This is a genomic window from Nocardiopsis valliformis DSM 45023 (genome assembly GCF_000340985.1).
In the GTDB taxonomy this organism is placed as follows: Bacteria; Actinomycetota; Actinomycetes; order Streptosporangiales; family Streptosporangiaceae; genus Nocardiopsis; species Nocardiopsis exhalans.
The window spans coordinates 262,177-286,438 of record NZ_ANAZ01000008.1 but is presented as its reverse complement, the minus strand read 5'-3'; the positions used below and the strand labels follow the sequence as shown (position 1 = coordinate 286,438).

Annotated in this window: 24 protein-coding genes and 1 pseudogene; 17 read left to right on the top strand and 8 right to left on the bottom strand. The window is 69.0% G+C overall.

Going from position 1 to position 24,262, the window contains the following annotated elements; all coding sequences use genetic code 11:
• Positions 1-402: 402 nt before the first annotated feature.
• Positions 403-1,899, top strand: a complete 1,497-nt coding sequence (locus tag D457_RS32210; RefSeq protein WP_239646051.1) for a plasmid pRiA4b ORF-3 family protein — start codon at positions 403-405, stop codon at positions 1,897-1,899.
• A 205-nt stretch (positions 1,900-2,104) separates the two neighbouring features.
• Here D457_RS32210 and D457_RS0109475 read toward each other — a convergent pair whose 3' ends face one another.
• A complete protein-coding gene (locus D457_RS0109475) occupies positions 2,105-2,317 on the bottom strand; it encodes a hypothetical protein (RefSeq protein ID WP_017580421.1) in 213 nt (70 codons plus the stop codon).
• A gap of 33 nt (positions 2,318-2,350) precedes the next feature.
• Entirely contained in the window at positions 2,351-2,632 is a 282-nt protein-coding gene (locus D457_RS35690; protein ID WP_152514186.1) for a hypothetical protein, read from the bottom strand.
• Positions 2,633-2,721: 89 nt separating this feature from the next.
• Here D457_RS35690 and D457_RS32205 point away from each other — a divergent pair, with 89 nt between their 5' ends.
• The 9 genes from D457_RS32205 (at position 2,722) to D457_RS0109425 (ending at position 11,255) form a co-directional block, all read left to right on the top strand.
• Positions 2,722-3,483 carry a Scr1 family TA system antitoxin-like transcriptional regulator gene (locus D457_RS32205; protein ID WP_083926707.1) on the top strand — a complete coding sequence of 254 codons (762 nt, stop codon included), beginning with the start codon at positions 2,722-2,724 and terminating at the stop codon, positions 3,481-3,483.
• Positions 3,474-3,659, top strand: coding sequence for a DUF397 domain-containing protein (locus D457_RS0109460; RefSeq protein WP_017580418.1), 186 nt, complete (start codon positions 3,474-3,476; stop codon positions 3,657-3,659). Before D457_RS32205 ends, D457_RS0109460 begins: the two co-directional genes overlap by 10 nt.
• Positions 3,660-3,968: 309 nt before the next feature.
• Entirely contained in the window at positions 3,969-4,943 is a 975-nt protein-coding gene (locus D457_RS0109455) for a mechanosensitive ion channel family protein (RefSeq protein WP_017580417.1), read from the top strand.
• A gap of 428 nt (positions 4,944-5,371) precedes the next feature.
• Complete coding sequence (locus tag D457_RS0109450; RefSeq protein ID WP_017580416.1) at positions 5,372-6,772, top strand: hypothetical protein; 1,401 nt, start codon at positions 5,372-5,374, stop codon at positions 6,770-6,772.
• A gap of 9 nt (positions 6,773-6,781) precedes the next feature.
• Positions 6,782-7,339 (top strand): dihydrofolate reductase family protein, encoded by a 558-nt coding sequence (locus tag D457_RS0109445; RefSeq protein ID WP_017580415.1) that lies wholly within the window; start codon positions 6,782-6,784, stop codon positions 7,337-7,339.
• A 161-nt stretch (positions 7,340-7,500) separates the two neighbouring features.
• Complete coding sequence (locus D457_RS0109440; protein WP_204367448.1) at positions 7,501-8,157, top strand: DNA alkylation repair protein; 657 nt, start codon at positions 7,501-7,503, stop codon at positions 8,155-8,157.
• A gap of 177 nt (positions 8,158-8,334) precedes the next feature.
• On the top strand, positions 8,335-9,525 hold the full coding sequence (locus D457_RS0109435; protein WP_017580413.1) for an NAD(P)/FAD-dependent oxidoreductase: 1,191 nt from the start codon (positions 8,335-8,337) through the stop codon (positions 9,523-9,525).
• A gap of 10 nt (positions 9,526-9,535) precedes the next feature.
• Positions 9,536-10,471, top strand: a complete 936-nt coding sequence (gene sigJ / locus D457_RS0109430; RefSeq protein ID WP_017580412.1) for an RNA polymerase sigma factor SigJ — start codon at positions 9,536-9,538, stop codon at positions 10,469-10,471.
• Positions 10,472-10,691: 220 nt separating this feature from the next.
• On the top strand, positions 10,692-11,255 hold the full coding sequence (locus D457_RS0109425; RefSeq protein WP_017580411.1) for a hypothetical protein: 564 nt from the start codon (positions 10,692-10,694) through the stop codon (positions 11,253-11,255).
• Positions 11,256-11,337: 82 nt separating this feature from the next.
• Here D457_RS0109425 and D457_RS0109420 read toward each other — a convergent pair whose 3' ends face one another.
• Entirely contained in the window at positions 11,338-12,627 is a 1,290-nt protein-coding gene (locus D457_RS0109420) for a glutaminase (protein WP_017580410.1), read from the bottom strand.
• A 362-nt stretch (positions 12,628-12,989) separates the two neighbouring features.
• Here D457_RS0109420 and D457_RS0109415 point away from each other — a divergent pair, with 362 nt between their 5' ends.
• On the top strand, positions 12,990-13,916 hold the full coding sequence (locus D457_RS0109415) for a YihY/virulence factor BrkB family protein (RefSeq protein ID WP_017580409.1): 927 nt from the start codon (positions 12,990-12,992) through the stop codon (positions 13,914-13,916).
• Positions 13,917-13,984: 68 nt separating this feature from the next.
• Here D457_RS0109415 and D457_RS0109410 read toward each other — a convergent pair whose 3' ends face one another.
• Positions 13,985-14,965, bottom strand: a complete 981-nt coding sequence (locus D457_RS0109410; RefSeq protein ID WP_017580408.1) for an aldo/keto reductase — start codon at positions 14,963-14,965, stop codon at positions 13,985-13,987.
• Positions 14,966-15,276: 311 nt separating this feature from the next.
• Here D457_RS0109410 and D457_RS37460 point away from each other — a divergent pair, with 311 nt between their 5' ends.
• A complete protein-coding gene (locus D457_RS37460; protein ID WP_275040990.1) occupies positions 15,277-15,399 on the top strand; it encodes a hypothetical protein in 123 nt (40 codons plus the stop codon).
• 24 nt (positions 15,400-15,423) lie between these two features.
• Positions 15,424-15,723, top strand: a complete 300-nt coding sequence (locus D457_RS32200) for a DUF6653 family protein (protein ID WP_017580406.1) — start codon at positions 15,424-15,426, stop codon at positions 15,721-15,723.
• Between the two features lie 60 nt (positions 15,724-15,783).
• Here D457_RS32200 and D457_RS0109400 read toward each other — a convergent pair whose 3' ends face one another.
• Positions 15,784-16,425, bottom strand: a complete 642-nt coding sequence (locus D457_RS0109400; protein WP_026116491.1) for a TetR/AcrR family transcriptional regulator — start codon at positions 16,423-16,425, stop codon at positions 15,784-15,786.
• Between the two features lie 59 nt (positions 16,426-16,484).
• Here D457_RS0109400 and D457_RS0109395 point away from each other — a divergent pair, with 59 nt between their 5' ends.
• A complete protein-coding gene (locus D457_RS0109395) occupies positions 16,485-17,894 on the top strand; it encodes an aldehyde dehydrogenase family protein (RefSeq protein WP_017580404.1) in 1,410 nt (469 codons plus the stop codon).
• A gap of 39 nt (positions 17,895-17,933) precedes the next feature.
• Here the strand turns inward: D457_RS0109395 and D457_RS0109390 are convergent, their stop codons facing one another.
• From D457_RS0109390 to D457_RS0109380, 3 genes are all read right to left on the bottom strand, one after another.
• Positions 17,934-18,686 carry a polysaccharide deacetylase family protein gene (locus tag D457_RS0109390; RefSeq protein ID WP_017580403.1) on the bottom strand — a complete coding sequence of 251 codons (753 nt, stop codon included), beginning with the start codon at positions 18,684-18,686 and terminating at the stop codon, positions 17,934-17,936.
• 218 nt (positions 18,687-18,904) lie between these two features.
• On the bottom strand, positions 18,905-20,551 hold the full coding sequence (locus D457_RS0109385; RefSeq protein ID WP_017580402.1) for a polysaccharide deacetylase family protein: 1,647 nt from the start codon (positions 20,549-20,551) through the stop codon (positions 18,905-18,907).
• A gap of 198 nt (positions 20,552-20,749) precedes the next feature.
• Complete coding sequence (locus D457_RS0109380; protein WP_026116490.1) at positions 20,750-21,859, bottom strand: hypothetical protein; 1,110 nt, start codon at positions 21,857-21,859, stop codon at positions 20,750-20,752.
• 58 nt (positions 21,860-21,917) lie between these two features.
• On the opposite strand from D457_RS0109380, the pseudogene D457_RS37790 reads away from it, so the two are divergent.
• The 3 genes and pseudogenes from D457_RS37790 to amaB all read left to right on the top strand — a co-directional run.
• Positions 21,918-22,136, top strand: a pseudogene (locus D457_RS37790) (TetR family transcriptional regulator); the annotation flags it as partial.
• An 83-nt stretch (positions 22,137-22,219) separates the two neighbouring features.
• Positions 22,220-22,522 (top strand): hypothetical protein, encoded by a 303-nt coding sequence (locus D457_RS36960; protein ID WP_239646050.1) that lies wholly within the window; start codon positions 22,220-22,222, stop codon positions 22,520-22,522.
• A 113-nt stretch (positions 22,523-22,635) separates the two neighbouring features.
• On the top strand, positions 22,636-24,183 hold the full coding sequence (gene amaB / locus D457_RS0109360; protein WP_017580397.1) for an L-piperidine-6-carboxylate dehydrogenase: 1,548 nt from the start codon (positions 22,636-22,638) through the stop codon (positions 24,181-24,183).
• Positions 24,184-24,262: the final 79 nt, after the last annotated feature.

The window sequence follows — 24,262 nt, the reverse complement described above, 5'->3', positions numbered from 1 at the left end:
GAATCTGGTCCGGGTGCGAAAACCTCAGGTCGCGTGCACGGTGTTTGTGCTGTTTATGGGCTCACGGGTGCCGGTCATGGACTTGGTGGATGGTCGGGAGGGTGTTGCGTGCAGAGGCGGTGTATCGTCGCAGGTCACCTCCCGTGAAAACGGGGAAGGGTTCCGTAGGTCTATTAATCCCATAGGGCATGGAAACATCTCGGCCGGGTCGCACCCGTGGGGGACGGAGCCGTTCCGCAGGCCTATTAAGCCCGTAGGGCATGGAAATTCGAAGCGGTTCCTTGTCTGGGTCTACAGGACGATTTTCAGAAGGCCTATTTTGTTCAACGCCGGGTGAAAGGTTGGGGTAGCCCGCTGTCGAGCCTGCCCCTGTTGAGTCAGTGCTTTCGGTAGGCTTTCGGTGTGAGTGAGGACAAGGGTTTCGACGAACTTCTGGCCGAGGCGCAGGGACGAATTCGGAGTTCAGGCGGGGAGGACGGGCAGCAGTTCCTGAACGCACTGTTCGCCGCGCAACGTGCTCCCGCTGGCCCGGTTGGGAGAGCGGCGGCCCCGTCTCGGCGGCGCCCGCGCCGGGAGGAACCGGTGACCTACCGCGTGCGGGTGGAGCTCGCCGACACTGTGCCTCCGGTCTGGCGCAGGCTGGAGCTGGCCTCGGACCTGTTCCTCAACGAGGTCCACGACATCATCCAGGCCGCCTTCGCTTGGCAGAACTCCCATCTGCACCGGTTCGGCAGCGGACCCGGGTTCTACAGCCCCGAGACCGAGTACTACCTGATGCCGTTCGACGTTGCCGAGGGCGAACCGGGTGTCCCCGAGGAACAGGTGCGACTGGACGAGGTGCTGGTCGAGGACGGCGACCGGATGTACTACGTGTACGACTTCGGTGACGACTGGGAGCACGTGCTCACCCTTCAGGTCGCCCTGCCTCGGGAGCCGGATGCGCCGCGGGCGGTGTGCACCGCCGGGCGTCGGCCCGCGCCGTCGGAGGACTGTGGCGGTGTGATGGGCTACGAGCTGCTCCTGGCCGCCACGGACCCTCAGCATGCGGATCACGTCGAGGCGCTCGCTGAGTACAGGCGGGCCTTCGGGCAGGCCCCCGAACCCGAGCGTGCTCCGGTGCCGTTCGACGTCGAAGCCGTCAACGCGGTGTTGAGGGCGGTGACCGGGCAGGTTTCGGCGGGACTGCCCGAGCCGATCGCTGAACTCGTGGCCGGGGCGCGCCTTCCCGCTGTGCGTGCGCGGTTGGCCGAACTGTACAGCCGGGCCGTGTCCGACCAGAGAGAACCGGCGGACGCGGTGGTTCTAGAGACGGTGCGCGCGTACGCGTGGTTGCTCCACCACGTGGGTGAGGAGGGGCTCAAGCTCACCGGGGCCGGGTACCTGCCGCCGGCGAGTGTGCGGGAAGCGGCCGACATTTTGGGGTTGGACCGGACCTGGATCGGCAAGGCCAACCGGGAGGTGCAGACCCTGCCGGTGTTGTGGTTCCGCGAATCCGCGCAGAAGGCGGGGCTGTTGCGCAAGTACAAGGGGAAGCTGCTGCTCACACCGGTGGGACGCCGGGTGCGGGGAGACCACCGGGCCCTGTGGGGCCACCTCGCAGAACAGGTTCCGCCCAAGACTAAGGAGAAGTCGGAGTGGGTGTCGGGATTGCTGCTGCTGTTGACGGTGGCGGCCGCTGAGGGAAACGTCCTCATCGAGGCGGCGGAGCTCATGACCGGGCTGGGCTGGCAGGTGGACGGCATGCCCATTGAAAAGGGCGATGTCATGCAGTTGGCGGAGAGTGTGCGCACGGTGCTGGATGCGTTGGGCGGCTGGTCGGACGACTACACCATCCGGTGGGACCAGCCCACTGAACAAGGGCGTGAGTTCGCCCGGGCGGCGTTGCTGAGGTGGCTGTGAGGTGAAGCGTGCACCCGGGAGCCCGAGAGAGTCAGGTCTGTAGGAGTCTGCGCGGGCGGGCCTTGTCGTGAAGTTTTGGGGGTGGGGCGCTCTCTGCTCCGGCGTTGAGGAGTAGGAGGTCTTCGTCCTGGGTGCTCTCGTGTCTGAAGCCCGCTGCTCGGTGAGCAGTGGGCTTCAGACGGTCTGGTAGGGAGAGCAGTTCCACTCATGAACTGCGGTTCCAGGGCTGGGGGAGCGGGTTGCCCGCGCGCATCCAGATGTGGAGGGCCTCGAAGGCGCGGTCGGCGGCGCGCAGGGCCTGGGAGGCCTGGTCGGGGCCGTCCGGGCGGTGGCGCAGTACGGAGGAGAGTTCGTCGAAGAGCAGGTCGGCCTGTTCCTGGGTTGCGGGGGGCCGGGCGGCGTGGTCGTGGGTGTCCATGAGGTGTCTCCTTCGGGTGGAAGCGCGCGTTGGTTAGGGCAGTCGGTCCAGGAGCTCACGGGCGAGTTGCCGGGCCAGGTCTTCCTCGTGACCTCGGCGCGCGACGATCGCTGAGGAGCCGGGCTGACCGGAGACGGCTCGTGTCCAGCCGTCGTCGGTCAGTCGCACGGTGACCATTCGATAGCCGAACTCCACCGTCACTGAACCGGACTCTGTGCCCTCCCGCGGAGCCAGCCCTCGCCGCCGCAGTGCGGAGAGCAGCGCGCAGCGTTCGAGGTCGGAGGTGCCGGCGGGAGAATTAGTTTTCCGTTGCATGTGCTCACACTGCTCCTCACCTGGTTCCTTGCTCCACCGGTTGAGAACTTTCTGAATATCCGGGACAGGGCGTGGGATGGCCTTGCACAATGGTTGTTATGAAACCCCCCGTGTTTCGAGAAGCACTCAGGCGGCAACTACAAGTTCAGGGCATGACTCAGGCCAAGCTGTCCAGGATTTCCGGGATTTCTCAGTCGTCACTTTCGCGATATTTGTCCGGAAAATCGAACCCGACCAGGGATGCGGTGAACGCCCTGGACGTGGCACTCTCCGCTGATCAAGAGCTGATCGCCTCGTGGCGCGAGGAGATCACCGAGGACCTGCCTCCGTTTCTGCGGGACGCGGGCAATCTGGAGCGGCAGGCTCGGCGGATCGACCTGATCTCTCCGGTGGCGGTGCCCGGGTTGTTGTGGAGTGTGCCGTATGCGGAAATGGTCTATCGGGCTGGCCGAAAGGTGAAGGAAGAAGGTATCGAGCGGCTCGCGCGGATGAGGTCTGAGCGCTTGCAGGCTCTGAATGCCGAGATCGTCGCCGTGTTTCCGATCACCGCGCTGACGTGGGCTCCTGAGCGTCTACGGGTTGAGCAGGCCGAACACCTGCTCGCGCTGCCCGATCGAGTGGCGGTGCACTTGTTGCCCGAGGGGTCTGTTCTCTGGGGCACCCCGGGGCCGTTTGGCGTCTACCGACTGATCGACGGCCGCGAGGTGGTGCTCTCCGATCGCTTGGAGGGGAACGAAGCGTATGGGGAGTCGACGCTTCCCCGTGCGAGGGAACTCGTTCGTGACGCGCTCTCGCTAGCATTGCCCCCGATGGTCAGTACCGAGAAGCTGCGGGGGTTGGCATGCGCCTGAACGAGTGGAACAAGTCGACCTACAGCGGCGCGTCAGCCAACTGCGTTGAGACATGCCTCCGCGCCCCGGCCCACCCGTTGGTGGACCTCCGCGACACCCAGAACCGTGAGGCCGGGCACCTGACCTTCGCCCGCCGCGAGTGGGTGGCCCTGCTCAGCGGAACGCGCTCCCGGTAGTACCGGCCCTCGAACACCTCAAGGCCCCTTCGCCTCGGCTGGTTCCAACGGTCCTCGCAACCCCCTGTACTTCGGGGAGGTGCGGGGACCGTGGCTCTTGAGGGGTGAGCGCCGGACAGCCCCACCGCTCCGAGCGCACGAGACCGGAGTAGCCGGGGGAGTCCCTCGCCCGCTCGGACGGGAAGCTTCCACGGCGGGCCCGTGGCGGAGCGGAGACCAGTCTCACAGCCTTTGACCAGCGCGGATATGCGCAAGTACGTTCGACGTCGATCATTACTTGTATCCCTCCGACACAGTGGAGCATTTTCCGTGACACCCGCCGAGCTCGACCTGATGAACAACGATGTCGTTGATCAGGCCACCGCCCTGCCCGCATGGGTTCAGAGCAACCTCGATGTGCTGATCGGTGTCCCCCTGCGGATCCTCTTGATCGTCGTCGTCGCGCTGATCGTCCGAGCCCTGGCCAGACGCGCCATCTCCCGGCTCATGGAACGTGTCCTGCGGCCCGGAGAGGACCGGAACGGGCAACGCCGCCCCGCACGGGGCCCCGCGGTCCTGCAACGCGACCCGGCGCGGGCCGACGAGCGGCGTCAGCAGCGAGCCAAGACCCTCGGTTCGGTGCTCAGCAGCTTCGCGACCATCGTCATCGTGGTGACGGCCATGGCGATGGTGCTCGGCGAGATCGGTATCGCCCTGGGCCCGCTGCTGGCCAGCGCGGGCGTGGTCGGCCTGGCGATCGGCTTCGGTGCCCAGAGCCTGGTCGCCGACTACCTGTCTGGCCTGCTCATCATGGCCGAGGACCAGTACGGCGTCGGTGACGTCGTCGACCTCGGCGAGGCGGTCGGCGAGGTCGAGAACGTCGGTCTGCGCCTGACGCAGGTGCGCGACATCAACGGCGGCCTGTGGCACATCCGCAACGGTGAGATCCAGCGGGTGCGCAACGACAGCCAGGGCTGGGCCCGCGCCGTCCTCGACGTCTCCGTGGCCTACGAGTCCGACCTGGAGAAGGTCTACGCCGTCCTGGAGCAGACCGGTCGGGAGCTGCGTGAGGACCCGGAGTTCGGGAAGTTCTTCCTGGAGGACCCGACCGTCTGGGGTGTGCAGTCCCTGGACGCGGACGGCGTGGTCGTGCGCCTGGCCGCCAAGACCGTTCCCCTGGAGCAGTGGGGTGTGACCCGTGAGCTGCGCCGCCGGGTCAAGATCGCCCTCGACGCCGCGGGTATCGAGATCCCGTTCCCCCAGCGCACCGTCTGGATGCGGTCCGGCGACGGCAGCACCGTCTGACGGATCCGCTCCCGCCCCGTGCGGAGCGCCACCGGACGGTTGCCCGCGAGCGGGGCCGCCCGTACGGGTGCCTGGTCACTCGTGCGGGCGGCCCCGGAGTGTGCGCGGCAATGCTGTTCGGGTACGGCACACGAAAGCCCTCCAGCCCAGAAGTTGGAGGGCTGTTCTTGTGCGGAGGGGAAGCTCTTACAAATAGGGTTGAATAGGGGCGAGTTTCGCTTTTTGTGTGTGCGGGTTGTTCTTCGGTTCTCTCGCGTGTGCGGATTTGAGAGAAAACCCCGCGAACTCCTGTTCGGCTCGCTAGGTTGGATCGCGACAAGAAAAAACCCGACCCGGTGCGACAACACCCGGTCGGGTTGTGGCCGACGCCTGCGCAAACAGGTTTGTCGACTGAGCCACCCCCCGTTAGCCCAGGAAGGCGACTCGTCGTGGAGTCTACCCTCACGCACCCCTCCAGCACATCCGAAACTCCGAATCCGTCCGGGTTCTCTCCTCCGCGCAAGCGCCCCCAGGGGGCGCTCAAGGGGATCGGGTTCATCCTCCCCGTCTGGGTTGTGCGGATCTTCAGCCAGGGGCACCTGCCCACGCTGCGCTCACTGGCGGCGTTGATGGCTATCGCTAACGCGGTCGACGCCGACGGCCGGTGGTGTTTCTTCTTTCTGGAGAACCTGGCCCAACGCTGCGGCAAGCTGAGCGTGAGCAGCCTCAAACGCGGCATCGACGACCTGGCCGAGGCGGGTATCGTTCGCAAGCTCACGCGCTCGGAGGCCATCGAGTTCTTCGCCGAGGACATCAAACGCGGCCGTTCCCCCTATCGGCTGCCGTGCGTGCTGGAGCTCCTCGTCCCGGCTGAGGACTACTCCGAGTTGGTGCTCGAAGAGATCAACGCCTGCCGCGCACAGCTGGGGGAGGAGCCGTTGACCGCGCACAACCGGCCGCCCTTGACGCGCCGCCCGACCCCGGTTCAGATTGAGCGGGGCCCCAGCTCAGATCGACCTACAGACTGTTTCCCTGGGGACCTTTCTGATACCGAGGTGGATGGTTCCGTCCGTGGCACCTCACGTACAGGAGAACAAACCCAGCAAAAGCCACAGAACGGACTCTTTGGGATCATTGATCGAATTCAAAACAAATGTCTGGCCGACCCGGTAGCGGACCGGGAACGATTGGCGCAGGCCGTGGACAAGCTCCTGCGCCAAGGGCTGAGCGAAGCCGACGCGCGGGCGCTGCTCTCCGGGCTGGATTCGTTGCGACGCCCCTTTCCGGCGCTGATGTGGCGGCTGCGCCACATGGAGGCCGCATGCGACTACCTGAACGGCTCGCTGGGCCGGGGCATCCACGGATCCAACCTGCCCACGCCGTCGTGGCCCGTGCCGGGTGAGGACGGCGACCCGTTCGGCCGACCGGAGCAGTTCCCGGTGGACAGCGCGGGAAAGGCCGCCGGAACCTGCCCCGAGCACCACGGCACCCGCAACTTCCCGGGCGGCAACTGCGTGATCTGCGGTCGCCTCTGCCGCTCGGTACCCGGCGAACTCATGCACGAACCCGAGCCGGGGGACGCCGGCCTGCCCGCAGAAGTGCCGGGACTGGAGGCTGTGCGCCTCTTCCCGGCGGAGGAGGCCGCCCTGGACCCGGAGCTGCTGGGTGCGATGGGTGACTCCCTCAACAGGGCCGGGCGCGCCCACACCTTCGAGCCGGTCCCGCGGAACGGTCACCGGGCTTCCTCCGGTAGGGCACTGACCGCCAAAGCCCAGAGGTGGGTTGACCGGGCACGCGAGCAGTTGGAGAAGGCCCGAATGTGCGGTACACGGTGGGACCCCATCGGTTAGATTCGCCGCATGGGACTCCTGACCTTCAGCATCAACGTCACCCTGGACGGCTGCGTCGACCACCAGGAGGGGATCGCCGACGATGAGTCACACGCCTTCTTCACCCGCTTGATGGACGAGGGCGGGGCGATGCTGTGGGGCCGTGCCACCTACGAGCTGATGGAGGGCTACTGGCCCGCGGTCGCCCGCGGTGAGGAGGAGGCGCCCCCGGCAGTGCGCGAGTGGGCGGTCAAGCTGGAGGCGAAGCCGAAGTACGTGGTGTCGTCGACGCGTACGGACTTCCCATGGGCCAACAGCCATCACATAGAGGGCGACCTGCGCACGGGCGTCCAACAGCTCAAGGAGGCGACCCCGGACGGCGTGCTCCTCGGTAGCGGCAAGCTCGCGGCCGAGCTGGACCGGATGGACCTGATCGATGAGTACAGGTTCCTGGTCCACCCCAGGATCGCCGGTCACGGCCCGACCCTGTACGAGGGCGGTCTGCCCGGCACGCGACGGCTCGAACTGGTCTCGGCGCAGCCGCTGCGCAGCGGCGCGGTCGCCGTGCACTACCGGCGCGCCCGCTGACTCGGAGCAGTTCTGTCGGTGATGTCGGCCATCGCGGGCACCGCGCCCGCAATGCCCCAGCTGGGCGTGGATCTCTGGAAGTGTCCGGCTCGCGGCATAGGTTGGGTGGCGCGAACAGGGGAGGGGTGGCCGAGGTGGCTGAGACGACGGTGGATGACGTGATGGCCGAGTTGGCCGAACTGGAAGACCCCAGGGTCCGGGCGGTCAACGAGAAGCACGGTGCCGACCACGGTGTCAATCTCACCAAGCTGCGGGCGGTGGCCAAACGGCTCAAGAAGCAGCAAGACCTGGCGGTGGAGCTCTGGGCGACGGGTGACAGTTCGGCGCGGCTGCTGGCGATCCTGGTCAGTCGGCCCAAGGAGTTCGAGCGCGACCAGTTGGACGCCATGCTGCGCCAGGCCCGCGCACCCAAGGTCCACGACTGGCTGGTCAACTACGTGGTCAAGAAGGGCCCGCACGCGGAGGAGCTGCGACTGACCTGGTTCGACGACCCGGACCCGGTGGTGGCGAGCGCCGGGTGGGCGCTCGCCACCGAGCGGGTGGCGAAGAAGCCTGAAGGCTTGGACGTGTCGGGGCTGCTGGATTTGATCGAGGCGCAGATGAAGGACGCTCCGGACCGGTTGCAGTGGGCCATGAACGAGTGTCTGGCGCAGATCGGGATCGAGCACGCCGAACACCGGGCCCGGGCCGTCGGCATCGGGGAGCGCCTGGAGGTGCTCAAGGACTACCCAACCCCGCCGGGGTGCACGTCGCCGTTCGCGCCCGTCTGGATTAACGAGATGGTGAGCCGTCGGCAGGAGCCCGTGGGAGGCGCGTGAATCGCGGTCCCGGGGTGCGGGTGGGGCCTCGGTATCCCCGCGGCGACCTGTAGAGAATCTACGACGTAAAGGTGTCCGTGCTGTTCCTTCAATGGTGACTCAGGTCACATCGACATCCTGTCAGGGAGTCGGAACCCGTCCCGTTCAAAGGGCACCCGAACGGACAGGAGCAAGCACATGCGGTACCGCATCATCGTCCTGGGCGCCGGATACGCCGGGGCCGCCTCGGCCGGACACCTCGCCCGCCAACTGCACCCCGACGACGTCGAGATCACCGTCGTCAGCGCCGAACCCGACTTCGTCGAGCGGATGCGCCTGCACCAGCTCGCCGCCGGACAGGAACTGCGCCGCCTCCCGCTGACACGCATGTTCGCGGGCACCGGCATCCGGTTGCGCGTCGCCAGGGTCACCGCACTGGACGCCGAACGGAGCACCGTCACCGTGACCGGTGAAGAGGGCACCGAGCAGCTCGAGTACGACACCCTCCTGTACACACTCGGCAGCACCAGCGCCGACCACGGAGTCCCCGGAGTCAACGAGTACGCCTTCAACGTCGCGGACCGCCCCTCGGCGCAGCGCCTGCGCGAGCTACTGGACGAACTCGGCGACCAGGGCAGGGTCACGGTCGTGGGCGGCAACCTGACCGGGATCGAAACCGCCACCGAGATAGCCGAGTCCCGAACCGGACTTCGGGTCACCCTCGTCACCACCGGTGAGGTCGGCGGCTGGCTGGGGGACAAGGCCCGCCGCCACCTGCTGCGCGCCTTCGACCGGCTCGGCATCGCCGTCCACCAGCAGAGCACCGTCGAACGCGTCGGCGCCACCGGCGTCCACGTCGACGACGGCACCGTCCTGCCCGCCGACGTGACCGTGTGGGCGGCCGGGTTCACCACCCACCCCATCGCCGCTGCCAGCGGCCTGAAGGTCGAGGAGAACGGCCAGATCACCGTGGACCGCATGATGCGCTCGGTCTCCCACCCGCAGGTCTACGCCGCCGGGGACAGCGCCCACACCATCGGGGACAACGGTCAGCCGCTGCCCATGTCTTGCGCCTCGGCCAACCTGACCAGGACACAGGTCACCGCCACCATCGTCGGCGACCTGACCGGCCGCAAGGTCGCCAAGGCCCCGCTCTTCTACCCGGGCAACTGCGTCAGCCTCGGCAGCAAGGACGCGTTCTTCCAGGTGGTCGACGGCGAGGCCAGGTCCAAAACCTGGTCCGTGCGAGGCTGGGCGGCGACCAGGATCAAGGCGGCGGTGCTCAGGACCGTGGCCTGGAACACCGGCAACCCCACCTACGGGATGCCCTCGCGCCGGCGCCGCCTGACCACCGCACCGGTCCGTGCCAGCAGGGCGGTCGCCGACTAACGTGGCCCGCATGGACACCACCACCGTGGAGCGCTTCGAGGCCAACCGGGCCCGGTTGGCCTCGTTGGCGTACCGTCTGCTCGGTTCGTCCGCCGACGCCGAGGACACGGTGCAGGACGCGTTCCTGCGCTGGCAGGCGAGCGACACCGAACACATCCGGGTCCCCGAGGCGTGGCTGACCAAGGTGGTCACCAACCTGGCCCTGGACCGGCTCCGCTCCGCGCAGGCGCGGCGCGAACGCGCGGTCGGCACCTGGCTGCCCGAACCGCTCCTGGACGGGGACCCGATGCTCGGCCCGGCCGAGACCGCCGAACAGCGCGAGTCGGTGACCCTGGCGGTGCTGCTGCTGATGGAACGCCTCTCGCCGTTGGAGCGGGCCGTGTACGTGCTTCGGGAGGCCTTCTCCTACAGTCACGCCGAGATCGCCGAGATCCTCGACATCTCCGAGGCCGCGAGCCAGCAGCACACCCACCGGGCGCGCAGCCGGGTGGCGGCCGAACGCAAGGCCGGTGAGGTCGACCGCACCACGGCGCGGCGGATCGTCGAGGCGTTCGTCGACGCCGCCTCCTCCGGGCGCACCGAACAGCTACTGGCGCTGCTGACCGACGACGCGACCGGGGTCGGCGACGGTGCCGGGATGGCCGGCAAGCTGCTGTGGTTCCCGACGCCCGAGCGGGTGGCCACCGCCATGCGGGCCGGTTTCAAGCCGACCCCGGCCAAACGGAGGCTGGTCGGGGGTTCCCCGTCGATGTACGCGGGCATGGTCAACGGCTCTCCCGCGTTGGTCGCCGCGTTCGACGACCGGGTACTGGGGGTGGTGGTGCTGGGCGTGCGCGAGGGGAAGGTCTCCCTCATGCACGGCATCGCCTCCCCGGACCGGCTCGGACGCGTCACCGAGCAGTGGCAGCGCCAGGAACACTCTGACCCCCTCATCGAGTCGTGGTGACGGGGTGGTTCCCTACTGGGACCGGGCTGGGCAAAGGCCGTGTCGGCTTGAGAGCGTGCCGGACTGAAGTCGCACCTCGCCCCTTTGCGGCGGCTTTTGTCCAGGGTTTGGGTGCTGGACCGAAAATGCGCTGGTCGAAGGCGTGGGGTGGCGGCAGCGCTGCCCGGCGGGTTGACGAGGATCTCGGGCGGACGCGCAGGCGGGAGCAGGGGAGAGAGCAGTGGGGCAGACCCGGGTTCGCTACACCCTCAACTCGAACCTCCTGATCGGGTGCGCGGTCATCATGACGATGGCCGGACTCATGGTCCTGCATTACATCAACCTCGCCGGTGACGGCGGGGTCCTGTTCCACCTGTTCATCTCGCTGTGTTTCGCCGCGGTCGCGTGGTTCTGCTTCCGAGGTGCCGGTCTGAGCGCCTGGACCACCCGTGAGGGGATCGTGCTGGACGAGTTCTACACCCAGACGACGGTTCCCTTCCGGCTGGTATCGGGGGTCACCCAGCGGAACGGGCTGTCACTGCTGCTGAGCGGTGGCCGGTACCTGCGGGTACCGGGATTCGAGGGCTCGATAGTGGGTGAGATGCGCGGCTACCCCGCCTCCTACGACAGAGCTCGGCGTGCGCTGGAGCGGGACCTGGAGCGTGCTCGGGGGCGGAGACAACCGGACCCGGAAGCCCAGGTGAGCACGGAGGCCCACCTCCAGCTCTGGGTGCTGCTGACCCTGACCGCGATCCTCTTCGTCTTCGCGCAGGTCAACCTCTATCTCCTGGGCCGCACCGCTTGACGGTGTCCCGGTCGTGCCCGGGAGCGCTGCTCGCGGCCGGTCCCCCGTGGGGCCCCGGCAGGCGGAACAGTCGTTTCGTCGCCTACTCCTCGCCCGGGTCGAGCAGCTGGCTCTGGGCCAGGCGTTCGGGGGTCCAGCGCTCCACCGCGCGGCCCTGGCTGTCCTGGAACTCGGGCACGGTCTCCTCGGGGTCGACCAGGACGATCCGGTGCCCGGTGTCGATGAGCTTGGCGGCCATCGCCGCCGACGTGCGGCGGGCCACCGGCAGCACCTCGTCGACCCGGCTCATGTCGAAGACCACCAGGTCGGTGGCGGGCGGGTTCTCGATCAGCTCGTGCACCAGCGCCTCGATACTGCTCAGCACCATGTCTCCCTGGAGCACGTAGACCGTCCCCGGTTCGCCGTCGATGACTTCCTTACGGGTTTCGCGCAGGGACGAGCGCGCCGGTCGGCCTGCCTCCATCAGGTGCAGGCCCATGTCCTCCGAAAGCCGCTCCATCATGGCCACGCCGCGCGCGCTGTTGCCGTGCGTGTCCAGGCGCGGCGAGAAGACCGCCACCCCCACCTGGCCGGGCAGTACGCCGATGATGCCGCCGGCCACCCCGCTCTTGGCGGGGATGCCCACGCTGGTGAACCAGTCCCCGGCCGCGTCGTACATGCCGCAGGAAGCCATCACGCTCAGCAGGTGTCGGGTGGTGTGCCTGCTGAACAGGCGTTTTCCGGTGTTGGGCTGAACACCCCCGTTGGCCAGGGTCGAGGCCATCAGTGCGAGGTCGCGCACCGTGACGTTGGCCGAGCACTGGCGGATGTACCCCTCCACGGCCGTCGAGGGATCCTGGGCCAGGCGTCCGGAGGCGTGCAGCAGGTAGGCCAGGCCGAGGTTGCGGTCCCCGGTCGCGAGTTCGGAGGCCGCCAGCTGCGCGTCGATCTCCACCGGGCGCTGCGCGAGTTCGGAGAACAGGGCGAGCACGCGGTCGACGGCCGGTGCCTCCTCGGCGCGCACCAGCGCGTGGGTGGCGATCGCGCCCGCGTTGATCATCGGGTTGCGCGGTTTTCCGGTCTCCGGGTCCAGGGATAGCTCGTTGAAGGCCTCGCCGCTGGGTTCCACGCCGACGCGGTCAAGGATGTAGTCCAGGCCGTGGTCCTCGATGGCCAGCGCGTAGGCGAAGGGTTTGGACATCGACTGAATGCTGAACTCGAGGTCGGCGTCCCCGACCGCGTACACAGTTCCGTTGACCGTGCACAGCGCCACCGCCGCTTTGTCGGGGTCGGCGGCCGCCAGTTCCGGGATGTAGTCGGCGGTGGCTCCCGTATCGACGTGGGCGGTGCGTTCGATGATCGCGTCGAGGTAGTCCAGAATCGGTGAGCGCATCGGGGTTCCCTTGTCTTGGCCGGTGCCGTCTGCTCCACGGTTCTCCCCTGGTCGGGGCCGGTGCAACCCTCCGGTGAGCGCTCACGCTCGATTGCCGGGGTCTTCAACATTTGTCAGGAGAGTTCGAAGGCCGGTTTCGTCGGCTCGGCGCGGCCTTCGAGATCGTGCACGGCGGGACGGGCACCACCAAGAAATCCTCCTACGGCCTGCCAGCCCTTGCGGTTCAGGGCCCCACCGCCCCGCCTCGTTCCGTCCCCGGCTTCGTGTCCTTTTCACATCTGCGGTGCTCCGATGGCGGACCATGGGAGTGCGCCCGTCATCGAGGGCGGGTGGTGCAGACTCGGAACAGGGGGTGGGGGAGCGTGGGAGAACAGGGCAAGGGCGGGCACACGCGTGACGCCCCGCGTACCGCCGCCTCGCGACCGACCCGGATCCCAGCGGCAGGCTGGCGCGCCGTCGGGGCCCGGGTCTGGCGGGAGATGAAGGAGGGCCGTGTCGGCCTGCTCGCCTCAGCAATGGCGTTCAAGGCGATGCTCGCCCTCTTCCCGGCCCTGCTCGCCGCGGTCAGCGTCTTCGGTATCCTCGCCGACCCGGAGGAACTCACCGACCAGATCCGGGACTGGACGGCCGCCGCTCCGGACGAGCTCAGCACACTGGTCGAGGTCCAGCTCACCGCCATCGCCGCAACCGCGACCGGCGCACTCGGGTTCACGTTCGCCATGTCCTTGCTGGTGGCCCTGTGGAACGGGTCGGGCGCCATGGCCGGGCTGATGGAGGGGTGCACCACCGCCTACAACGAGGTGGACCACCGTCCCTTCCTCGTCAAGCGCGGCATCGCTCTGCTCCTGGCCCTGGGCGTGGGAGCCTTCGCCTTCGTCGTGGTCGGCCTGATGAGCGTGCTCCCGGTGCTGGTCGGCGCACTCGGTCTGGGGGAGACCGCGACACTCGCGATCCGGATCGGCCAGTGGCCCCTTCTGGCGGCGGTGACCGTGGTCGGGCTGGGAATCGTCTACCGGGTCGCGACCCACCGCCGATCGCCTTCGGTGCGTTGGCTCACCCCGGGCGTGGTCATCGCCATGCTGCTATGGCTGGTCTGCTCCGGGCTGTTCACGTTCTCCGTGCAGCGGTTCGGCAACCTCGGCGCGACCTACGGGACCATCGCCGGGGTCATCGTCCTGATGGTCTGGCTGTGGCTGTCGTCGTTCATCGTGCTGCTTGGGGCCGCGATCAACGCGGAACTCGAACAGCAGGCTCAGGCGGGTACAGCGACCGGAGGTCGAACCGGCTGAGGGCGCTCGCGGCCCGCCGACCGACGAGCCGCTGTACCGGCCGGGCAGCGGGCCCCGGCCGGCGAAGACTACTTGGCGGCGTCCATGCGGGCGCGCTGCTCGGGGCTCAGCTCCAGGTCGAGGGCGGCCAGGTTCTCCTCCAGCTGGGCGAGCGTGGAGACGCCCGCCAGCGGGATGATCGGCAGCTCGTGGCCCAGCTGCCAGGCGAGCACCACCTGGTTGGGGGTCGTGCCGGTCTCCTCGGCGACATCCCGGAGCACGTTCAGCCGGGTACGAGTGCCAGGGTGGTCGTAGTCGGGCGACATGGGCTTGTCCTCGCGGACGTAGGCACCGCTCAGCAGAGGTGTGTACGCGACCAGTACCAGGCCCTCGTTGAAGCGTACGTAAGTCAGGATGTCCGGTCCGGCCCCGCCGATGTTGCCGTCCGGGCAGACCGCGTCGCCCATGTCGGTGCGCGGGCGCAGGTAGCTGTGCTGGTACTGGAGTACCTCGTAGCCGGGCAGGCCGGAGGCGGCGGCGATCTGGCGGGCGCGCTCCACCCGCCAGGAGGGGTGGTTGCTCACCCCGAGCAGGTCGACGGAACCCGTCCGGACCTGCTCGGCGAGGGCCTCCACGGTCTCCCGAACGTCGCTGCCGGGGTCTTCGATGTGGGCGTACATCAGGTCGATCCGGTCCCGGCCGAGCCGCTCCAGGCTGCGTTCGGTGGACTCGGCGACGACCTTCGCCGACAGGCCCTCGCGGTTCTCCACGTAGGTGGTGCCGGGGGAGGCCGGGCGCGCTCCGAGTTTGGTGGCGACGGTGATCTCCTCGCCCACGCCCCGGCTGCGCAGCCAGCGGCCGACCAGGATTTCGCTCTCGCCGTTCCAGCCGCCGTCGGTGCCGTAGTTGTTGGAGGTGTCGATGAAGGTCCCGCCTGCCTCCGCATAGCGGTCCAGGATGGCGAACGACGTCCTCTCGTCGGTCCGCCAGCCCATCAGCATGGCGCCGAGCGCGAGCGCGCTCACCTCGCGCCGGGTGGTGGGGTCGGTTCCGATGACGCGTTGACGCATGGGGGTCCCTCCGTTCGGGGACCGTTCCGTGCGGCCCCTCGGCACAGGAGTTTGGGAGATGGAGCGCGCTCCAGGTCAACCCTGCGGCGAGGACCTCTTCCAGCGGTCGCCCCGAAGGCTCCGGGCGGGGCCGCCGAGCCCCTGTCTCTCCGTCACTTGACTCTTCAGGTAAATCTACAACGTAAAGGCGCCGTAGCTTTTCTTGTCTCACTGCAAGAACGGTTTTCCCGCCTCACCGAAGGCCTTGCGGGAGTGTCGGGCCTCCCGCGACTTCCCTAACCTGGGGTCAGGTGACCCGGAGCGGAGGAACGATGACCACGAGGACCCAGGGCGGTTTCGCCCGGTTGCGCCGGGCGGTGTTCGCCCGGCACTCGAATCCGTGGAGCGCGTGGACCAGGTGGGCGAGCATTCCGCTGGTCCTCGTTCCGGTATAGAACCGAAGCTGGAAGCAGGCCGGGTTGCTCGCCGTCTGGTTCGCCCTCAACCCGGTGGTCTTCCCCCGGCCCGCGCACGAGCGGGCCTGGTCCACCCGGGCCATGCTCGGCGAGGAGCAGTGGATCGTCGATCGGCCCAGGGACGCGGCGCTGGCGGTCAACGCCGCGGCCTCGGCCGCCTCCGTCATCGCACTGCTCGGTGCCCGCTACCGCAGGCCCTGGCCCGCCGGGGCGGCCTGCGCGGCGCAGATGGCACTCACCCTCGTCTACTGGGAGCAGATGGCACGCTACTACGACCGGAGCCTGGAGCAGGACGAGCGCTGAGCGCCCGTCCGGGGACGCTCTCCTCCCGCTCCGGGCCTGTTTTCTTCCGGCCCAGGTCCCTCAGGGCTCCCGTACGCCCAGAGCGCGCAGCAGGTAGGGCAGGAGGCGTTCGGCGATGTCCGTGCCGGGGCTGGTTTCGGCCTCGCCGCCCTGGCCCGGGGGGACCAGGAAGGTGTGGCTGACCATCGGCCCGATGACCATCTCGGCCACCACCAGGGGATCCTCCACCGGGGGGATCTCCTGGCGGGCCGCGGCCCGCTCCAGCAGGGCGAAGACCCGTTCCTGAAGGGGAATCACGAAGGCGTCGAAGAGGACGTCGGCCAGGGCGCGGTTGTGGGCTGCCTCGCCGAGCACAGCGCGCAGCAGGCGGCCGGAGGGGCCCTCCAGGGCGGTGGCCTTGTCCCGTAGCAGCGCGCCGAGGTCGGAGCGCAGGTCTCCGTGGTCGAGGTCGGGGCCCAGGTTCTCGGCCCAGGCCTGGGCGGCGCCGACCACCAGGTCCTCTTTGGAACGCCAGCGGCGGTACAGGGTGGCGGTGGAGACCCCGGCCCGGCGTGCGACGGCGGCGGTGGTGAGCCCGCTGTAGCCGTGCAGTTGGAGTTCGGCGAGGGTGGCGTCCATCAGCGCGCGGTCCCGGGTGGCGTCGCGGGGTCGGCCCCGTGGGGCGGCTCCTGCGGACGTCTCCGGCAGATGGTCCGTCGTCATGGTGAGATCTTATGCCAGCTGACTATTGGAAACGAAACGTTTTCGTTTAGTCTTGTGGCATGGCTAACACCGAGACCCCCGAACCCCTGACGCTGACCACCGAGATTCCCCCGATCGTCGCCAAGCTGCGCGCCGCCTTCGCCGCGGGCCGTACCAAGCCGGTTGCCTGGCGTCGCGCCCAGCTGCGCGCCCTGCGGCGGCTGCTCACCGAGGAGCGCGCAACCCTGGAGAAGGCCCTCAAGACCGACCTGGGCAAGCCCCCGGTGGAGGCGCACACCACCGAGATTGGTTTCGTGGTCAACGAGATCGACCACACTCTCAGACACCTGTCGTCCTGGCTGCGCCCCCAGCGGGTGTCGGTGCCGATGGCGCTGGCCCCGGCCAAGGCCCGCCGGGTGCGCGAGCCCCTGGGCACGGTGCTGATCGTCAGCCCGTGGAACTATCCCGTGAACCTGGCCCTGTCCCCGCTGGTCGGTGCGATCGCCGCGGGCAACGCGGCCGTCATCAAGCCCTCCGAGCTGTCCCCGGCCACCTCGGCGGCGTTGGCCGACCTGATCCCGCGCTACCTGGACAGCGAGGCGGTCGCGGTGGTCGAGGGAGGCGTCACCGAGAGCACCACGCTGCTGGAGGAGCGCTTCGACCACATCTTCTATACCGGCAACTCGGCGGTGGCCCGCATCGTGATGGCGGCTGCGGTCAAGCACCTGACCCCCCTCACCCTGGAGCTGGGCGGAAAGAGCCCGGCCGTGGTCGAGCCCGGGGTGGATCTGGCCACCACGGCCCGCAGGCTGGCCTGGGGCAAGTACACCAACGCGGGGCAGACCTGTGTGGCCCCCGACTACGTGCTGGCCATCGGGGACACGGCCGAGGAGCTCCAGAAGGAGCTGGCCGCGGCGATCACCGAGATGTTCGGCTCCGACCCGGCAAAGAGCCCCGACTACGGGCGCATCGTCAACGAGCGCCACTTCGACCGGCTCAGCGCGCTGCTGGAGAGCGGTGACGTGGTCGCGGGCGGGCGGACCAGCCGCGAGGACCTGTACATCGCGCCCACCGTGCTGGGGAACGTCGCCCCGGACACCCCGGTGATGGCCGAGGAGATCTTCGGGCCGATCCTGCCGGTGGTGCGGGTCCCCGACCTGGACGCGGCGATCCGGTTCGTCAACGAGCGCGACAAGCCGCTGGCGCTGTACGGCTTCACCAACTCCGACGTCACCAAGCGCCGCCTGACCACCGAGACCTCCTCGGGCGGTCTGGGCTTCGGTCTGCCCATCGCTCACCTGGCCGTGCCCGACCTGCCCTTCGGCGGGGTGGGCGAGAGCGGGATGGGCGCCTACCACTCGGCGGCCTCCATCGACACGTTCTCGCACACCAAGTCGGTGCTCGACAAGTCCCTGCTGATGGACACCATGCGGGTGGCCTACGCCCCGATCAGCCAGGTTAAGGAGCGCATCCTGCGCAAGATGCTCTGATTCGGACCGCTCTTGATCCGGTCCGCTATCTGGTCCAGATCACTGCTTGGGCCGGGCGTCGCTGTAGGCGGTGCCCGGCTCGAGGTCGTCCTCGAACAGGTCGGTGACGGTCACGAACTCGTAGTCCTGCTCGGCGAGCTCGTCCAGGACGTCGGGGATGGCGTCGACGCTGCTTTCGTGGATGTCGTGGAAGAGCACCACGCTGCCCTGGTCGGTCTCGTCCAGGGTGATGTCCAGGATCTTGTCGCTGTCGCGGTGCTGCCAGTCCAGGGTGTCCACGTCCCACAGCAGGATGGGGTGGTGGATGGTCTCGCGGGCGGTGTCGCTGAGCGAGCCGTAGGGCGGGCGCATGGTGGCGGGCTTCTCGCCGGTGACGTCGGCGATGGCGCGGTCGGTGCGCTCGAGGTCGTCCTTGATCTGGTCGGCGGAGAGCGTGGCCAGGTCGTCGTGGTCCCAGGTGTGGTTGCCGACCTCGTGGCCGTCCTCGGCCATGCGCTCGACCGTGTCCTCGAACTTGCCGATCTTGGAGCCCAGGACGTAGAAGGTGGCCTTGGCGTCGTGTTCGTCCAGGACGTCCAGGAGCTCGTCGGTGTACTTGCCGGGGCCGTCGTCGAAGGTCAGCGCCACGCACTTGGCCTCGGTGCAGTCCGGTGCCTGGTCCGAGGAGTCCTCGCCCCTGAAGATCCGGTCAGCGGGGGCGGTGGGTGCGGCGGCCGCGGGGGCGGAGGCGCTCAGGACCAGGCCCGAGGCGAGCAGCAGGCTTCCGGTCGTCCCGACGGTGGCTTTACGCATCAAAGAGGTAACGTTCACGCGTCGAAATGTATGTGAAGATGCCGTTAAGGGCAAAGGTAAGCCCAGCTCAGAGCGGGGAAGTGAGCAAGGACTCTTTGCGCCGGGCGGGGAATGGAACGCGGGAACCTCTGCTACGAGGGGACATCGGTGGGCCCCGGTCGCCTGTGCGGCGACCGGGGCCTCTTTGCGCTTCGGGTGCTTTCGGTGGTCGGGGCGGGTCAGTTGGGCCGCGCGTCCGTGTGGACCTCGCCCGGCTCCATGCTGTCCAGTCCGAAGATGTCGCTGACGGTCACGAAGTGGTAGCCCTCCCGGTGCAACCCGTCCAGGACGTCGGGGATGGCGTCGACGCTGCTCTTGTGGATGTCGTGGAAGAGCACGACACTTCCGGGGACGGTCCCGTCCAGCGCGTGTTTGGCGACGGCGGCGGTGTCGCGGCTCTGCCAGTCCATGGTGTCCACGTCCCACAGGATGATCGGGTGCGGGGTGGCGCTGCGCACGGTGCCGTTCAGTGCCCCGTAGGGCGGGCGCAGGGTGGGCGGGAGCTCGCCGGTGACCTTCTCGATCGCCTTGTCGGTGCGTTCCAGGTCCTTGGCGACCCCGTCGGCGGACAGGGTGGTCAGGTCGTCGTGTTTCCAGGTGTGGTTGCCCATCTCGTGGCCCTCGGCGTGGGTGCGTTCCACGATTTCGGGGAACTCGGCGACCAGGGAGCCCAGGACGTAGAAGGTGCCCTTGGCTTCGTACTCGGCCATGTGGTCCAGGAGTTCCTCGGTGTGCTCACCGGGGCCGTCGTCGAAGGTCAGTGCCACGCACTTGAGGCGTTGGCAGTCCAGGGTGGTGCCTTCGGAGGTCAGGGTGCCGTCGAAGGGGAAGTCCTCGGGGTCGGCGTTGGCGGCCACGGCCGCGCTGCGTGCCTGGTAACCCAGTTCGGAGAGGACTTCCTCGGCGGTCTCGGGCTCCACCGGCAGCAGGACCTCGCTGATCCGGCCCGAGCTGGGCACCACGGCGGGGTCCATGCGTACGGCCAGCCCGCCCGCGGTGCTGAAGGCCAGGTCGGCCAGGGGGGAGGCGGACCAGCGTTCGGCGGCCTCCCACGCCTGCTCGGGGTCGCCCAGGTCGGCCTCGCCGACCAGGGGAGTGTCCCCGCCCTTGTCTTCCTCGGGGTCCGCGGGCGTAGGGGAAGCGGCCGAGCTGTCGGGCCCTTCGGTGCCCTCGGATTGCTCTGTGCCCTCTGCGCCTTCTGTGTCCTGGGCCGGTTCGGAGGCGGCGGCGGAGACTGAGTCCGGGTCGGCCTCGGCGCGCACGGCGATCTCGCCCACGAGCCCGGGCAGCTGTTCGGCGGAGATCCGGTAGCTGTCCTGGAGGACGTCGGCCACGGCCAGGTGCGCGGCCTCCAGGGACTCCTCGTCCTGGAAGAGAGCGGTCCAGGGCAGGATCTCCTGGCTGGCGGTGTCGTACCAGAGCGTCGAGGACTCGGTTCCGGCGTCGCGCACCCCCGAGGTGGTGGCGGTGATTCGGGCGCCGAGCACGTGCTCGGAGGCGGCCAGGATCTCCACGTCCTGGGCGAGTTCGGGTTTTCCGCTGTCGGGCAGATCCTCCAGGAAGGCGGTTTGGTGTTCGGCCATCCGGGTGCGGACCTCGGTGGTCAGCGGATGGGACTCGCCCAGGACCGGGTAGCGGTAGCTCACGGTGCTGTGGCCGACCTGGACCGACACCGTGCGGGTGGCCAGATCGTCCAGGGCGTCCGGTGAGAACTGGATCGTCTCGGCGTAGGGCAGGTTCTGTTCGGCGGTGTGACAGCCGGGTACCAGTAGCAGGCCCAGGGCAGCACTGAGAGTGAGTTTTCGTCGCAGAGAGGTGTCAGCCACCTGGGGACCATATCGGAGGGGGGCGTTCGAAAGGCAACCTCAGGGCGACGATACATAATCAGACAGTGACAAATTGCCCCCTGGTGGCCGGAAGGCGAATTTTGTCGCCTCGCCCCGTGTCCGGGCGTGTCACCGCCACACTCAGCACGGGACGGAGGACCCAACAGAACACGGGGAGCTCAGTGCCGCACCGTGCGCTCACGACTCCTCGGACTCCTCGGGCTCCGCCGTCGCCTCGGGGCCTTCCGCGGCCACCGTGGCCACGATGGCGCGGGTCTGCGCAAGGGTGTCGGCGTGTTCGGCCGGGCGCGAGGTCTGGGGCAGGTGGACGTGTCCGGCCGCCGCCTTGGCCCCGGCCCGGTCCCGCAGCAGGGTGTTACGGTAGGCGATCTCGTTGGACAGGTAGTCACCGCCGCCCCCGCGCCGGGCCAGGGAATCCTTACTGGGCCCTCGCGGGCGTGTCACCGGGGCGTCGCCGTCGGCGGGCACCTCGGTCACCTCGGTGTTGGCCACGACCCTGTGCCGTCCGGCCACTGCGTCCACGATCCGCTGCACGGGCAGGGACGAACGCGTCCACTCCGGTGCGTGCTCGCCCGGAATCGGGGCGCGTCCGGTCCGCGACACGTCCAGGTTGTCCGCGCCGCCGCCTCGCCATACCCCGTTCCAGACCTCCAGGTCGAAGCGGTCGGGGCGGCCGCGGCTGAGCGTGATGACCGCGTCGGCCACCCCGTACTGGTCGGCCAGGGCCTCCTCCACCAGTCCGGCGTCGAAGTCGCTCCAGCGCACCGGGAAGACCGCGGCGCGCACCACCGCGGTGCGCTCACCCACGGGGAAGGTCCACCCGTGCAGGTCCAGTGCGGCCGCCCCCGAGGGGTTGGAGTACTCCAGGTCGGTGTCCAGGTGGAAGGGGTCGAACCCGGTGACCACCACGCGCAGCCAACGATCGCCCGGGGGGAAGTCCAGGTCGGTGATGCCCCGAGAGGCGGTCTCGAACAGGTGCAGGAGCTCGGTGTGCTCCTGCACCGAGAGCGGGAAGCAGGGCTCCCAGGCGCGCAGCCGGGAACGGAGCACCAGCCGGGCCCAGTACAGGGGTCGGTCGTCGACGGGGTCGGACCCGGTGCGGGTGGACTCGGTCCACAGGCGGGAGGCGTGGGAGGCGACCACCTCCCGGGCCTGCGTGAGGTCGGTGCTCGCGCGTAGGTCGGCGGCGAACAGGGGGTCGGCGGCGCCGAAGCCGGAGCGCGCCAGAATCCGGCGGGGCTCGGGGCGGTCGGCGCGGTCCTCTTCGAGGGTGGTGTCGTGGTGCACGGGCCAGCTGTCTGGGTCGGGGACGGGGGAGCGGGCCACGCGAGTCTAACGTCCACTGGTGACACTCCGGTGCGGGAGCGGGCGTCCCCGTCCCGGAGCTGACGGTGCCCACCCGGGTGGGCACCGTCGCGTCCTGAGGACGCGACGGTTAGGCGGGGTTGGTGCCTTCCGGTTCGCGCCACATCGCCATCGGGGTGCCACCACCCGCGCCATCGCCGAACGCGCCGGTCTGCCGCACGGCTCGGTCCACTACTGCTTCGGAACCAAGACGGCCCTGTTGCGCGCCCTGGTGCAGAGCGAGGTGGAGCGCTCGGTCGACCGCGCCTCGCACCGCTCGGCCGCGTCGACCGACCTGGAGGGGTGCTGCGCAGCGTCCTGGAGGCACAGCTGGAGAGCGTGCGCACCGACCCGGGGCATCACGCGATGCTCGACGAGCTCACCGCCCTGGCCCGGCGCGACCCCGCACTGGCCGATTTGCCGGCCTGGGAACACGAGCGGTACGTGAGCGCCGCCGCCGACCGGATCTCGGAGTGGTCGGCAGCCTCCGGGGTGCCGCTGGCCCGCCCCCCACGCGAGTCGGCCACCCGGGACCTGGCCCAACTCGACCAGGCCCTGGAGGACTGTGTGCTGTCCCTGGCGGCGCGCCTGTCACAGCCGGCCTGACGTGTTCCACCTCCGCCGCGTACCGGAACTGGACGTTGGGGGTGGACCGGGGGGCCTGGAGTTGGCAAGGTGTGAGGTGACCGTCTCCCCCTCTCAACGGAGAGAGAACACACATGCACAATGGTGCCCTCCCCGACACCGAGGTCCTCGCCGACCGCGCGCGGACCGCTCTGGAGCGGTGCGGCGTGACCCGCCTGCCCGAATCTGTTGGGGCACCCGGCGCGGCCCGTTCGCCGATCACCGGACAGACCCTGTTCCCCGTCGAGTTCGACACCCCTGGCTCCGCCGAGCGCGCGGTGGCCGCGGCGCGGGACTCCTTCACCTCCGCCTGGCGGGACACCCCCGCCCCGGTGCGGGGGCAGCTCGTCCACCGGCTCGGTGAGCTGCTGCGCGAGCACAAGGCCGACCTGGCCGAGCTGGTCACCATCGAGGCGGGCAAGATCCGCTCCGAGGCCCTGGGCGAGGTCCAGGAGATGATCGACATCTGCGACTTCGCCGTCGGGCTGTCGCGTCAGCTCTACGGGAAGACCATGCCTTCGGAGCGGCCCGGCCACCGGCTGATGGAGACCTGGCACCCGCTGGGTGTGGTCGGGGTCATCACCGCGTTCAACTTCCCCGTGGCCGTGTGGTCGTGGAACACCTGTGTGGCGCTGGTGTGCGGCAACACCGTGGTGTGGAAGCCTTCTGAGCTGACCTCGTTGACCGCGCTGGGCTGCCACGGCCTGCTGATGCGCGCGGCCGCCGACGTGGGGGCGCCCTCGGACATCCACCGGGTGGTCCTGGGAGGCGCCGAGGTCGGTGAGGTGTTGGTGGAGGACGAGCGGGTCGCGCTGCTCTCGGCGACCGGCTCCACGGCGATGGGTAAGGCCGTGGCGCCCAAGGTGGCTGCCCGGATGGGTCGCTACCTGTTGGAGCTGGGTGGTAACAACGCCGCGGTGGTGGCGCCGTCGGCCGATCTGGACCTGGTGGTGCGCGGCAGCGTGTTCTCCGCGGCGGGCACGGCCGGGCAGCGCTGTACGACGCTGCGGCGGCTGATCGTGCACGAGGACGTGGTCGACCAGGTGGTCGAGCGCGTGGTGGACGGCTACAAGCAGCTGCGCGAGCGGATCGGCGACCCCTATGAGGAGTCCACACTGGTGGGTCCGCTGGTGGGGGAGCGCGGGTACACGGCCATGCGCGAGGCGCTGGAACGGGCCGAGGCCGATGGCGGCCAGGTGCTGGTGGGCGGGGACCGGCGGTTGGAGAAGGACGCCGGGGACGCCTACTACGTCGAGCCGGCCGTGGTACGCATGCCCGGCCAGGGCGAGATCGTGCGCCAGGAGACCTTCGCGCCGATCCTGTACGTGCTCACCTACCGCACTCTGGAGGAGGCGGTGGAGCTGCACAACGGGGTCCCGCAGGGGCTCTCTTCGGCGATCTTCACCCAGGATCAGGCCGAGGCGGAGCGGTTCCTGTCCGCGGCCGGGTCCGACTGCGGGATCGTCAACGTCAACATCGGTACCTCGGGAGCCGAGATCGGTGGTGCGTTCGGCGGGGAGAAGGACACCGGCGGCGGTCGTGAGTCGGGTTCGGACTCGTGGAAGGCGTACATGCGCCGGGCCACGAACACGGTGAACTACGGCGGGGAGCTGCCGCTGGCCCAGGGCGTGCGTTTCCTCTGAGCCTGATCTGTCGGGGTTGATCTGTCCACTCTGATACGGGTTTGATGCGGGCCCGGGACCTGGCGTCCCGGGCCCGCAT